The sequence below is a fragment of the Bradyrhizobium archetypum genome (genome assembly GCF_013114835.1).
Classification (GTDB): domain Bacteria; phylum Pseudomonadota; class Alphaproteobacteria; order Rhizobiales; family Xanthobacteraceae; genus Bradyrhizobium; species Bradyrhizobium archetypum.
In genome coordinates this window covers 1-13,406 of record NZ_JAAVLW010000016.1, presented here as the reverse complement: position 1 = coordinate 13,406, position 13,406 = coordinate 1, and the positions used below count along the sequence as shown (strand labels likewise).

Here is a 13,406-nt window from a genome sequence, read left to right as displayed (position 1 = left end):
AAAAAATCTGAGCTATAGGCCTGGTCTACTTCGCGTCAGCGCTCGCCATCACCGGCCGCACCGGGTCGCCCTCGCGAAGTAGCGCTCCGGCCCGCGCCACCACGATATCGCCCTCCTGCAGCCCCGAGGTGATCTCGACCTGGCCGGCCGACATCAGGCCAGTTTCTACCCGCCGCGTTTCGACGCGGGCGCGCCGCACCACCTGCACCACGGTGCCGGCGGTGCCGTAGAGGATCGCGGTCAGCGGCACCGAGACGCCGCAGCTCTGCCCGGTCTTGATCTGCGCACGGCCACTTGAATTGACGAGCAGCCGCCGGTTGGTGGCGACGCCGACGAACACCTGCGCGAGCTGGCTGTTCGGCTCCACCGTGGTCGACAGCCGCCGCACCTTTCCGTCGACCTCGCCAGCGCCGATTACCTTGATCCGCGCCGTCTGATTCACTTGCAGTTTGGCGATATCGCGTGTCGGCACCATTCCGACCAGGTCGAACTCGCCGCGCGCGATGATCGAGAACAGCGCCTCGCCCTTGGCCGAGGCCATCGCGCCCACCGCAGCGGTGGAGGCCGAAATCACCCCGCCGACCGGCGCCTGCACCGAAATCTGCCCGCCCTCCGGGAGGCTGAGCTTCGCCAGCACCTGGCCTGCAGTGACGCTGTCGCCAGCATCCGCCATCACCTCGCCAACCTTCAGCCCCATCCGCTCGGGCCGCACCTGCACCTCCTCGCGCGCAATGATGGTGCCGGAGACCTCAACGATATTGGCAAAGCAGGATTTCGCGGCCTTGAGCACGGTGACGGCGGCGCCCTTGGGGGCATTGGGGTCGGTCTCGTCGGCGCGTGAAACGGATGTCGAAAGGCAGAACAGGCCCGCGGCGATCAGGGCAGTGAACTTCAGCGTACGGTCGCGCGCGGCGAGGACGGGCATTGGCAATTCCTTCTCAAATTCAGGGCTTTGGATACCAGAAAGGGCGCGTCGGAGCCAAGCGGGACGAGGTCTTTCTCGGCGGCGCATCGGCGCGATTTTCCATACCTTCCCGGCTTCCCGGCATTCGCTCTTTTGTCTTGGCCGCGCGGGGAAATGTTCAACCGGTTGAATAGCGGCTGTTTGAGGAAAAACGCAGAATTGTAAGGTGAGCAAAGGCGCAGCGTGTCCACCATTTGCTGGCGCCGATGTACGGCGCTTCCCGTTTTGATCCTTGATCCAACCCGGGTTCGCTGCTCGTCGCACCTTGGGTGTGCTCGCCGAAGCCTGCTGACACGATGCTGGCAACAGGCCTTCGATAGAAAGGGTGGCCGGCAAGCCCATCGGGTTCCGGCTTCGGAGAACACAGCCATGACGATGCTGACGCTAATGCAGACTTCCGCCACCAAGCCATTTGTTTTGCGAGCTGCGGTTCGGCTGGCACACCTGCGCCGTTTCATCAATCGCTTGTTCGCAGCGGTGATCGCGCGCCACGAGCGTCACGCTGCGCGCGCGGTGCTGCACCGGCTCGACGACCGCGAGCTTACGGATATCGGCATATACCGCACGCAGATCGAGAGCAGCCTTGAAGACCTGGCGCAAACCCGCGCGCGAATGCAGCAGCCGGGGTGGCATTGAGGGGATGGGGACGGCGGCGCGGTGGCACGAGCAGGTGCGGTACATCCCCTTTGCCGCACCCTGCGGCTACGCCACGAGGTTTCGTCGGGCTTTGACGCTTCGCATCCATCCCGCCGCCAGGCTACTTTGCATGGGGTTGTTTTCCATATTTCAACTTGAGGGTCGCAACAGCTCTGCGCTTGAGGGGGCGACGGCGGCTACTGCATCTTCTTGCGTCGCGCCGCCGCCGCATCCACGACATTGTCGACTTCCTCGCGCCAGCTCATGATCTCGGCGGCGAGGATCGGATGGTTGAAGCCTTTCAGGTTGAGATCGTCGATCGGTTTTCCCTCGACCCATTGTTCGACCATGCCGTAGACGCGCCTGGACACCACGATCTGGTTGGCCTTGGCTTCGTCGCACAGGCGCGAAGCCAGATTGGTGACGCTGCCGATCGCGGCGTATTCCAGCCGCTGCTCGAAGCCGATCTGGCCGAGCGTGGCGTAGCCGAGCGCAATGCCGATGCCGAAGCCGAGATTGTGGCCGCGGTTGCGCCACTTCTCGGTCAGGGAGCCAATAGTATCGCGCATCTCGACCGCCATCCGCACCGCACGCGCGGTGTGGTCCTCGAACTGGATCGGCGCGTTGAACAGGATCATCACGCCGTCGCCGGCATAGCGGTCGAGCGTGCCTTCGTACTTGAAGATCAGTTCGCCGAGCGCTGCGTGATATTCGCGCAGCACGTTCATCGCCTCTTCCGGCTCGGTGGTCTCGGTGAACGCGGTGAAGCCGCGCAAGTCGCAGAACACCACTGTGACCTCGCGGCGATGACTGTCGAGCAGGCCTTCGTGGCCGTCGGAAGAGGCGATCAGTTGCGCCACCTGCGGCGCCAGGAAACGTTCGAGGCGGCGGATGCGCTCGATCTCGCCGAGCTGCGTCTCCACGCGCTCCTCCAGCGAGCGGTTCCAGTCGCGGAGCTGGTTGGTCTGCTCCTGCAGCTTGCTCGCCTGCTCGCGCACGATATCGTTGGCGGCGAGCAGCTCGCGGCTCTTGAGGTCCACTTCGGTGAACAGCCGCGCATTGCGCATCGCAAGCACCGCCTGGTGCGCAAAGGTCTTCATCAGGCCGATCAGGTTGGCCGAGAACTCACCCTCGTTCCGCCGCAGCACCATCAGCGATCCCAGAATGCCGGTCTGGTCGACCAGCGGCACCACCAGCACCGAATGGAAGCCGGCCTCGATCGCGACGTCGCGCAGCGGATGCTCAGGGCTTGCGCCAAGCTCGGGGATCGCGATCGGCTCGCCGCTGGTTGCGGCCTCGCCAAGCAGCGAGTGGTCGGCGTCGATGGCGCGATGGCGGCCCTCGGCGGATTTGTCGATGCCGATCGCTTCGGCGAGCGAGAACTGGTGATTGCCGGCGTCATAGCCGTAGATCAGAACGGCGTCGGCATGGGTGATTTCGAGCGCACGGGCGGCGACCGTCGGCAGCACCGCGTTGAGATCGAGCGAGGAAGCGACCGCGCGGCCGACCTCTTCAAGCACCTTGAGCTCGTTGATCGACTGCGCCAGATCGCGCGTCCGCTCCTTCACCTTGGCCTCGAGGTTCGAATAGGTCTCGGCGAGCTGGCCGGCCATGCTATTGAACTGGTTGGCGAGCTCCTCCAGCTCGTCGGAGGTCTTGACCTCGATACGGTGGCTGAAATCGCCGGCGCCGAGGCGGCGCGCGCCGGTCTGCAGCGCGGTGATCGGCACCAGCAGGCGCCGCGCCATGATGGTGCCGGCGATGATCGCGACCACGAGGCCGAGCGCGATCAAAAGCGCGATCCGCATCAGTTGATCGCGAATCGGGGTCAGCGCCTGCGCCGTCGGCTGTTCGAAGAACACGTGCCAGCCGAGCTTCGGCACCACGCTCGAGGTGGTCAGCACCCTATCGCCACTGGCATCGGTGCCCGACGCCGGCGCGACGCCGCCGGGTTTGCTGACGGCTGCGACCTGCGGCAGCGCCGACAGGTTCTTGCCGACCTCGGGGCCGTTCGAGGACGTGGCCAGCACGTCGCCCTTGGAATCGATGACATAGGCATACGTCGCCCGGCCGACCTGGGCGTCGATCAGGAACTCGGAGAGGAAATCGAGGTCGACTTCGGCGATCGTGACGTTGCCATCGGCATGCGATAGCGCGATCGACATGAACGGTTGCTGGTCCCGCATGTAGGCCGGCGCAAAGCTGGTGCCGCGCGTCAAAGTCTCCGCGAAGCGGACATCGCGGAAGAAATCGGCGTTGCTGCCGAGCGTGACGGTCTGCCGCGTCAGGCGGAGCTGTTCGCGGCCCTGGGCATTGAGCAACGAGAGCTGGCTGACCTGCTGCACCTGCCGCAGCAACTGGGCGTAGTCGGCGCGGCGATCCTCGATCGTCTTGGTGGAGGCGCGGGTCACCCAGGAGATCTGCCGCTCGAGGTCGGACATCGATTGCTGGATCCGCTTGGCGGTCGCCTGCGCCTTCTCCGACATGGCATCGTGAAGCGAGCTCTTGATGCCGCGATAGGTGATCCAGATTTCAATCGCGCCGTTGACGGCCAGCACGAACACGACGAGCCCGACCAGCGCGACGACGTATTTGGCGAACAGGCCCTCGCGCAGAAACCAGACCCTGTTCTTGACCTCGCTCATCCGGACCCTCGTGCGGCACGCCCTTGAAAAAGCATGCGCATCCGTTCGTCGCTTGCCGCGGGGCCGGCTACAACTGCAGACCCCGAATGAGCGCCTGTTTAGCACGAATCGACGGGTCCGGCGGCCCGTCCGCCAGCATGGTTAGCCCCGATTCTAGCCAGGAATCGCCGGATTCTAGTTCGGCGCCTTGCTCCACCTCGCCCCGCTCTTGGCGGGGGAGGTCGGCGCGAAGCGCCGGGTGAGGGGCTCTCTGCACGGCGGGACTCCTGGAGGCAGCCCCTCTCCCCGCGAAGAGCGAGGCGATGGAGTGATCGCCTCAGCGGTTGAACAACTGCCGCAAGACCTCGTTCATCGGCTGGCTGTCCTGCTGCGCGGTCGCATCGCTCGGTGTGGTGGGCGCCGCCGGTTCGGAAGGCGCGGCCTGGCTCGGCGGCTCGGCGGGCGAGGTTGGCGTCAGGCTCCGTTGACCGCCGGGGCGCACGCTGCCTTGACCGCCCTGACCGCCCTGGCCCAATCCACCCAAGCCCTGAATGAGATTGCCGATGGTCTCACCAAGCTGGCCGCCGAGCGGATCGTTCGGCTTACCGCCGGTCTGCCCGGGGCCGCCGGCCGTGCCCGGCTGTCCGCCAAGCAGGCTGCCGATCGCAGCACCTAGCCCGGCGCCGTTCTGGCCGAACAGGCCCTTGCCCATCTCCTTCAGCTTGGCATAAGCCGCATCCGGATTGTCGAGGATGCCCTGCATCTCCGGATAGATCCGTGGGCTTCCCCACGGGCCTTCGATTATCACGGGAATGCCAAGCCCGACCGGATCTGAGGTGCGGCCCTGGCCCTCGGTGGTCATCACGAGTTTCGGCTCGACGCGGAAGCCGATCTGCTTGGTGCCGAGATCGATGGTGCCGACGCCGGTCATCTTCACCAGCGGGCCGACCAGATTGAGATCGGTGGTCTGCGCCTGGCCTTTGTCGATCTTGAACGATGCCGACAATTGCGAGAGGTCCGTCGCCTTCTCGTCGCTCTCCTGCCAGCCCGACAGCGTGCTCGCCGTCAGCGAGCGGATCATCTGCGCGACATTGAGCCCCTTGATGGCGCCGTCCTGGAATACAACAAAGGCGGTGCCGGCCATGTTCGACATGATCGCGCGCTGGCTGATGCCGGAGGAGCGCACATTGATCTTCGCCTGCATCCTGCCGTCGAGTCTGTCGAAATCGGCGAGGCCGTGCAGCAGCGGAAGCGCCCGCACGCCGGTGAGGTCGGCGCGCAATGTGTAGGCGGGATTGGCGGTGGAGACATCGATGGACAGGTCGCCGTTGGCGTTGCCCTCATAGGCGCCAAGGTTGGCGACCTGCGCCTTCAACACACCGCTTGCGAGCGTGGTGTCGATCGCGGCGGGAGCGAAACGCGCGCCGCCGATACTGAGTTCGGCCGCGGAAATGCGCGCCTGTATGTCGATATAATTCAGGCCGTTGATGTCGATCGTCGCGTTGCTCCAGGGCTGCGCCGAGGAATTGTCGGTACTCTGCGACGTCGCGAGCGCAAGCTTCTGGAAATCGAGATCGAGCTTGACCAGCGGCTTGCTCGACAGGTCGACCGAGGCCCAGCCATTGAACGCGGCGTCGCCGAGCGCGCCGGTCACGCCATTGATCATCACGACCGAACCGTTGAGGCGGGCTTCGGCCTTGGCGGCGAGCTGGCCGTTCAGCAGGCCGGGCGCATCGATCTTGATTTCGGCCGGAATATTCTGCCGCTCGACCGGGGCTGCGGGCAGCGCCGCCTTGAGCTCGAATTTCAGGGGATTGCCGTTCTTGCGCGCATTGCCGGTCAGCGTAACCTTCCGGTCGGCATCGATGACGATGTCGGCGTTGACGGTCTCGATCCTGTTCTCGACCCGGTCGCGCAAATTGGAGAACACAACGGTGCCGCCGCTGACGCTGATGTGCTCGATCGAAAAGGCGTCAGTTGTCTTGCCGGCGGCAGGCTTCGAGGGGGAAGTGGCTTCCCTCACCCGCTCGCGCCGCAGCGGCAGGTTCACGACGGGGCGGATGATGACGAGCTCGGTAATCTGCGGCTTGCCCGCCCACAGGCTTGCCAGCGTTACGTCCGCCTCGATGCTGGAAGCCGTGAAGCGGTGGTTGATGTCGCGGTCCTTCGGATCCTGCAGCGTGACATCATTCAGCGTGACGTTGAGCGATGGCCACAGGCCGATCCTGGCGCCGCCATTGATGGCGAGCCTGTAGCCGGTCTCGCGCTCGACGCGGTCCTTGATCTCCGTCGTCAGGAAGCTCGAGGGGATGCCGATCACCAGCAGCAGCGCGACCACGACGATCACGGCGGCAATGACGGCGCCGGCAATTTTCAGTGCTCTCATGTCGATATTCCAGACCGCGAAAACGGCTCTTATTTCGGTGGCGCGACAGGCGGGCGCAACCGGTCAGGTGAGCTTATCCCGGAAAGAGGATGGGCCCCAAAGAAGCCAAAAATATTCCGGGGGTACTGCAAAGTTATGTGACTTATGACACACTCGTGGGTGGGCGAATTCTGCTAACGGCGTTCGGGGGGCGGTAAGGCCGATCTGGAAGGCAATACTATGAGCAAACAGGCCGAATTTGCGGTCATTTTGAAAATGAACCCGATGTTCGCCGATCTCGGCGCCGACGAATTGCAGCGCATTTCCGGCCTTTGCCATACCCAACAGCTCGGCGTTGGTGAAATGTTGTTCCAGAAGGGCGATCCTGGCGATGCCCTCTACGGCGTCCGGCGCGGCCAGATCCGCATCGAAACCGGCGCCTCCGACGGCAGCCGGCTGACGCTCAACTTCATGGGTCCCGGCGATCTGTTCGGCGAGGTGGCCGTCCTCGACGGCCAGGACCGCACGGCGGATGCCACCGCCGGCGAGCCGTCGGAACTGTTCGTGCTGCGGCGCGAGGATTTTCTGGCGTTCCTCGAGCGCGAGCCGAAGGTCGCCATCAAGATCATCATGCTGTTGTGTCAGCGCATCCGCTGGCAGAGCGAGCGGATGGAAGAATCCGTGCTGCAGCCGTTGCCGGTCCGCCTGGCGCGGCGGCTCTGTGCGCTGGCCTCCGACTTCGGTTCCGAGGTGCACATTTCGCAGGAACAGCTCGGCGTCTTCGTCGGCGCCGCCCGCGAGAGCGTCAACCGTCAACTGCAGCTCTGGCGCAAGGACGGCATTTTGGACCTGCAGCGCGGCAGGATCCTGCTGCAGAACATGACCAAGCTGACGGCGGTAGCGAGAAACGAGTAGGGCCGCATCTGTCGTCAAGCTGAGCGTTCTCTCAGCGGTGCCACGAAACGTAGCTGCAAACATCCGCAAAGCGGTACTGCAGCTAAAGGACCATCCGTACAGTGGTTATCGGACCGACGATCCCGATGTGCGGGTCTAGCCCTACAAGATTTCCATTGCGTACGCGATGACTTGGAAATCCTGTATATCCAGCACACATCCCGCAGGGCTTGGAAAAACGACTGATCTTCGGCCTCGATTGACGCACCCAATGCTACCTACTCCGCCGCGGGCCACATCGCTGGCGGTGCCGCGGGCGGGCCCTTGGCGGGCGGTTCACTGCGATGATCCGGTCCGTGAGCGCCGGGCTCAGTCTCCGCGCTGGAGACGATCAGCTTCCGGCCGAGCCGCCAGCACATGGCGCCGAAATCGTCCATCACCATGAACATCGCCGGCACGAACACCAGCGACAGGATAGTGGAGAAGATCAGGCCGCCGATCACGGCAAGCGCCATCGGCGAGCGGAATTCGCCGCCGGCGCCGAACGCCAGCGCTGACGGCATCATGCCTGCGGCCATCGCGATCGTCGTCATCACGATCGGACGGGCGCGCTTCATGCCGGCGTCGATGATCGCCTCTTCGCGGCTTTTGCCCTCTCGGATCGCCTCGACGGCGAATTCGACCAGCATGATGGCATTCTTGGTGACGATGCCCATCAGCATCAGGATGCCGATCCACACCGGCGTGGTGAGCTGCTTGCCGGTGAGCAACAATGCTGCGATCGCGCCGCCGATCGACAGCGGGAGCGAGAACAGGATGGTGATCGGCTGCAGGAACGTGCCAAACAGCAGCACCAGCACCGCATAAACCATCATCAGGCCGGCCGTGATGGCGGTGGCAAAGCCTTCCGATAGTTCATTGAGGCTCTCGGCGTCACCTGACGGGCTCACCTTGACGCCCTTCGGGAGGCTCTTCATGACCGGAAGCTCGTAGATCAGCTTGGTCGCGTCGCCGAGCGCGGCGGTGCCGACGAGGTCGGCAGCCACCGTCGCCTGCCGTTCGCGGTCATAGCGGTTGATGCTGGTCGGGCCCTGATCGAGCTGAATGTCGGCAACGACCGACAGCGGCACGCCGCCGCGCTCGCCGCGCTGACCGAGCGGCACGCGCAATTGCTGCAGCATCTGCAAATCGCTGCGCGCGCTGTCCTCCAGCTGAACGCGGATCGGTACCTGACGGTCGCCCGCATCGAATTTGGCCAGTGCCGGACCAACGTCTCCGATGGTGGCGACGCGGATCGTCTGCGACAGGCTTTCGGTCGAGACGCCGAGCCGGGCCGCCAGTTCGGCGCGCGGCCGGATGCGGAGCTCGGGCCGGTCGAGCGCGGTCTCCGAAATCACGTTGGCGATGATCGGGATCCGCTTCATCTGCGTCGCAAGCTCGCTGGCGACGTTGTTGACGATGTTGCTGTCGACACCGGTCACGACAAGCGAAATCGCGCGCAAGCCGTTTTCGTCGAGGAACCAGAAGCGAATATCGGGAACGTTTTCCAGTTCCTGTCCGATCTCGAGTTCGAGTTGCCGCTGGGTGATCTTGCGGTCTTTCTTCGGCGTGTAATTGATGATCAGCGCGGCGCGGCGGACTTCCTGCGTTCCAGGCGGCACGCGGCCGCCATCGACGAAGATACTCTTCACCTCGGGCCGCTTGCGCAGGCGGGCGACGATTTCTTCAGTTACCTTCTCGGTATAGGCAAGCTGCGAGCCCGGCGGCAATTCCATCGCCAGCAGCGAGCGCGCAGTGTCCTGCGCGGGCAGGAAGCCTTGCGGCAGCAACGTGATGCTCCAGATCGAGGCGGCGAAGATGCCGAAGCCGATCAGCACGGTGATGAAATAGTGCTTCACCGACCAGGTCACGAGCTTGGTGTAGGATTGCAGGATGCGACCGGGCGGCGGCTCGTCGTGCGGATGGTCCTTCAGGAAGTAGGCCGCCAGCACCGGCGTGACGAAGCGCGCGGCGAGCAGCGAGAAGAACACCTGCACCGAGACCGTGATGCCGAACTGTTTGAAGAACTGCCCGGCGATGCCGGACATGAAGCTGGCCGGCGCGAAAATTGCGATGATGGTCAGCGAGATCGCGATCACAGCGAGGCCGATTTCGTCGGCGGCTTCGAGGGCCGCGCGATAGGGCGATTTGCCCATGCGCATGTGGCGCACGATGTTCTCGATCTCGACGATGGCGTCGTCGACCAGAATGCCCGTCGACAGCGTGATGGCGAGGAACGACACCAGGTTCAGCGAGAAGCCGAGCAGGTCCATCGCCCAGAACGCCGGGAAAATCGACAGCGGCAGCGAGATCGCGGCGATGATGGTGGCTCTGATGTCGCGCAGGAACAGCAGCACGATGATGACGGCGAGGATCGCGCCTTCGAACAAAGTGGAGATCGCCGCTTCGTAATTGCCCTTGGTGAATTCGACCGAAGTGTCGATCAGCTTGAGGTCGACATCGGGATAGGCGACCTTCAGCGCATCGATGCGCTTCTGCACGGCAGCAGCCACGACGACATCGCTGGCGCCCTTGGAGCGCTTGATGCCCAGCGCCACGACCGGTTCGCCGTTGAAACGGGCAAAGGTAGACCGGTCGGCGATGGTGTCGGTCACGGTGCCGAGATCATCGAGCCGCACTTCGCCGCCGCCGAACAGCGGGATCATGGTGCCAGCAAGCTCGTTCAGCGTCTTGGCGCCGGCGAGCGTGCGGATCGCCTGGTCGTTCTTGCCGATTGCGGCGCGGCCGCCGGCGAGGTCGACATTGGTGCCGCGCAGGATCTGGCTCACATTGACAGCGGTGAGCCCCGCCGCCTGCAGCCGGTCGGGATCGAGCGACACAAGTATCTCACGCTCGACACCGCCGATACGCTCGACCTGGGCGACGCCGCGAACGCCCTGCAGCGCGCGCTTGACGACGTCGTCGACGAAATAGGAGAGCTGCTCCGGCGTCTTACCAGGCGAGATCGCCGCATAGGTGACGATCGGCAGCCCGATCACGTCGACACGCTGGATCAGCGGCTCGTTGACATTCTGCGGCAGGTTGGCGCGGACGCGGGTGACAGCGTCCTTGACGTCGTTCAGCGCGCGATCCGTGTTGGTCTCGAGCGCGAACTGGATCGTCGTCACCGACAGGCCGTCGGTGATCGATGACGAAATATGCCGCACGCCCTCGACGCCGGAGACGCCGTCCTCGATGGTCTTGGTGACCTGCGATTCCAGCTCGGCCGGAGCTGCGCCGAACTGCGCGACAGCAACCGAAATCACGGGGATGTCGGCGCTGGGCAGTCGGGTCACCGCAAGCTTGGTGAAGCTGACCCAGCCCAGGACCAGGAGGATGATCGAAAAGACGATCGATGGAAGCGGGTTCCGGATCGACCAAGCAGAAATATTCAAAGCCATTAGCGTGCCCGCGTGCGCTCGAGTTCGTCGGCGAACATGGTCTTGATCTGGTCGCCGTCATGCAGCGACGTACCAGCATCGGCCACGACGATTTCGCCGACGTCGAGGCCTTCAAGAATTTCAGTTGAGGTTTCGGAGGTCAGGCCGACGCGTACCTTCCGCGTCTCGATCGTATTGCCCTTGACCACCTGCAGGGTCAGGCGATCGATCGCGGTGCGCGGCACGGCAACGCCGCAGGATCGTTTGGCATCGATATTGGCGCGGGCGAACATGCCGACCTTGAGCGAGGGATTGTTGTTCAGCGAGATTCGGACCTTGCCGAGCTGCGTGGCGCGATCGATCTGCGGCGAGATCTGCCGGACCTTGCCGACGACGTCGGGCGCGTCGTCCCGGCTGATGCGTACCGTCGCGCCGGGATTGAGCTTGAGCAGATGTACGCTCGGCACTTCGGCTTCGAGCTCGATTTCGTTGTTGACGGAAATCCGGAACATCGGGCCAGCCTGCGGCGAGGCCGGCGCGCCGACCGCGGTCCGGACTTCGGTGACGAGGCCGGCGGCCGGTGCGCGAAGCGAGACCGGCCCGGGCCTGCCCGCCGGAGCACCGGGTACTTGCGGCGGCGCGGTGAGGCGCGCCAGCTCCTGATTTTCGGTGACCGTATCGCCTTCCTTGGCCAGGAGATCGGTGACCCTGGAGCCTTCCTGGTCGACGCCGATCTGGGCCTCGCGGCGCGGCACGATGAAGCCGGTGACCCGCACCATGTCGGAGAAGCAGGCATTGGTGGATTTGGTGACGATCACCAGCGCCTGGCCCGGTGTTTCCTTTTCTTCGGCGCGCGGACGGTGTTCGAACCAGTAATAGCCAACCGCCAGAACGACAACAAAGGCCGTTCCAAGCGCAGGTTTGAGGTATTCGGAGAATTTCATCGCCGGATCAATCCAGACTGGAAGTCAAATCAAACAGGCGCGCTTAGCCGGCCGAAGGCCAGCGATGACGCCCAAAACGAATACGTCCCGCATGGGTGCTGCGGGACGTATTGTAGCCGCAAAGTATTGGTCGGCGCCACGCCCCTTACTTGGACGCGTTCGACGCCGTGGCCTTGTTTTCCATATTCACGACCTGAACGCGGCGGTTTACTTCCGCGAGCGGCTGGCTCGGATCCTTGAGCTTGCTCTTGCCGTATCCGACGGTGACGAGATCGGTGCCGTTGATGCCATACTTGTCGACGAGATAGCGCTTGATCGCATCCGCCCGGCGCTCGCTGAGATCCTGGTTATAGGCTTCGCCGCCGGCGGCGTCGGTATGGCCTGCAACTACGAAGGTCGATCCCTTGAGATCATTGTTGGTGAGCGCGCGGCCGAGCGCCTGAACCGACGGCAACGATTTCGCGCTGATGTCGGCGGAGTTGTAGTCGAAATTGATCTCCAGATCGATCTTCGGCTTGTCCTTGACGATCGCGGCGATCTCCTCGCGCTCGGCGGTCGAGAGCGAACGCGTGGAGCGACCGCGGATCTTCTGGACGAACTTATTCTCGGCGGCGGCTGCGGTCGGGTCGACGGTCTGCTGCGGGCCGACCGAAAGGCCGCGGGTGAGCGGCTTCCTTTCGGGCACCAGCGCGCGGACGATCTGATCCTCGGTGACGTTCTTGTCTTGAGCGAACGCGGCTCCCGCACTTAAGGAAACGGCTGCGCCGAGCGATGCAATCGAAACGATTGCCGTAAAGGTTTTCGTTGAGAATTGTGCCATTGCCTGTCCCTCCTGCGGGCTTCCCACGCGGTTCCAAATATCATCCAATGAGCTGCCGGACTTTGGCTCACACCGGCTGCTGTTCCTTAGTCTGGGGACCCGTCACAGGGTTCGAGGTGCCCGCTGGCTTTGATCGAAAAAAGTTATTGCACCCCGTAGTCAGCGAATTCCTTAACGATATTGGGATCCATCGCCTTCGCATTGTTGATGTCCAGGTCGCCTTCCGCAATCGAGCCGTTACGTTTCTTGGCCAGGCCGCGACCATACAATGAGGATGTCAATCTTGGGTTGATCTTGAGGGCGGCATCGAAATCAGCAATTGCATTCTTGTTCTGGCCGTTCTTCAGATTGAGGAGCCCGCGGCTGTCGAGCGCGTCGACGAAGTTCGGCCGTAGCCGCAGTGCCTCGTTGCAATCCTTCAGCGCCGCCTGCAGGTCGCCGATCACCGTGCGTGCCCAGCAGCGATTGTTATAGGCTTCGACATCCTTCGGATTCAGCCGCAGCGAATTGTTGAAGTCCTTGATGGCAAGCTCGTAGGCGCCCTTGCTTGCATAGACCTGCCCGCGCCGGTACAGCGCCGCCGCATCGTCCGGATTGTCGTTGAGCTTGGCGGTCAGGGTCTTGATGGTCGGATCGTCGGCAAGCGCGACCGCGGTCGGGCTCGGGCTCTCGACCGGCTTGGCCGGTGGCGGGGGCGGCGGAATTGCGGCTTCAACCGGTTTCGGCGCCGGCGGTGGAGG

General features: G+C 63.8%; 9 protein-coding genes. 2 read left to right on the top strand and 7 right to left on the bottom strand.

The features are described 5' to 3' along the window. Window positions 1-25: 25 nt before the first annotated feature. Complete coding sequence (locus HCN50_RS31860) at window positions 26-925, bottom strand: efflux RND transporter periplasmic adaptor subunit (protein ID WP_171713844.1); 900 nt, start codon at window positions 923-925, stop codon at window positions 26-28. Between the two features lie 408 nt (window positions 926-1,333). On the opposite strand from HCN50_RS31860, the gene HCN50_RS31855 reads away from it, so the two are divergent. Continuing rightward, window positions 1,334-1,600 (top strand): DUF1127 domain-containing protein, encoded by a 267-nt coding sequence (locus HCN50_RS31855; RefSeq protein ID WP_171713843.1) that lies wholly within the window; start codon window positions 1,334-1,336, stop codon window positions 1,598-1,600. Between the two features lie 197 nt (window positions 1,601-1,797). Here HCN50_RS31855 and HCN50_RS31850 read toward each other — a convergent pair whose 3' ends face one another. Further along, window positions 1,798-4,245, bottom strand: a complete 2,448-nt coding sequence (locus tag HCN50_RS31850; protein ID WP_171713842.1) for an adenylate/guanylate cyclase domain-containing protein — start codon at window positions 4,243-4,245, stop codon at window positions 1,798-1,800. A gap of 316 nt (window positions 4,246-4,561) precedes the next feature. Further along, window positions 4,562-6,610: an AsmA family protein gene (locus HCN50_RS31845; protein WP_171713841.1), complete on the bottom strand. Its 2,049-nt coding sequence runs from the start codon at window positions 6,608-6,610 to the stop codon at window positions 4,562-4,564. A 219-nt stretch (window positions 6,611-6,829) separates the two neighbouring features. Here HCN50_RS31845 and HCN50_RS31840 point away from each other — a divergent pair, with 219 nt between their 5' ends. Then, the gene (locus tag HCN50_RS31840) at window positions 6,830-7,504 is read left to right on the top strand and encodes a Crp/Fnr family transcriptional regulator (RefSeq protein ID WP_171713840.1); all 675 of its coding nucleotides are present in this window, start codon (window positions 6,830-6,832) and stop codon (window positions 7,502-7,504) included. Between the two features lie 257 nt (window positions 7,505-7,761). On the opposite strand, the gene HCN50_RS31835 is transcribed toward HCN50_RS31840, so the two are convergent. From HCN50_RS31835 to HCN50_RS31820, 4 genes are all read right to left on the bottom strand, one after another. Further along, the gene (locus HCN50_RS31835) at window positions 7,762-10,923 is read right to left on the bottom strand and encodes an efflux RND transporter permease subunit (protein ID WP_235977346.1); all 3,162 of its coding nucleotides are present in this window, start codon (window positions 10,921-10,923) and stop codon (window positions 7,762-7,764) included. Continuing rightward, window positions 10,923-11,846 (bottom strand): efflux RND transporter periplasmic adaptor subunit, encoded by a 924-nt coding sequence (locus tag HCN50_RS31830; protein ID WP_171713839.1) that lies wholly within the window; start codon window positions 11,844-11,846, stop codon window positions 10,923-10,925. Before HCN50_RS31830 ends, HCN50_RS31835 begins: the two co-directional genes overlap by 1 nt. A gap of 145 nt (window positions 11,847-11,991) precedes the next feature. Further along, the gene (locus HCN50_RS31825; protein WP_171713838.1) at window positions 11,992-12,666 is read right to left on the bottom strand and encodes an OmpA family protein; all 675 of its coding nucleotides are present in this window, start codon (window positions 12,664-12,666) and stop codon (window positions 11,992-11,994) included. 143 nt (window positions 12,667-12,809) lie between these two features. Next, the coding region (locus HCN50_RS31820) for a tetratricopeptide repeat protein (protein WP_171713837.1) at window positions 12,810-13,406 on the bottom strand (597 nt) is incomplete at its 5' end.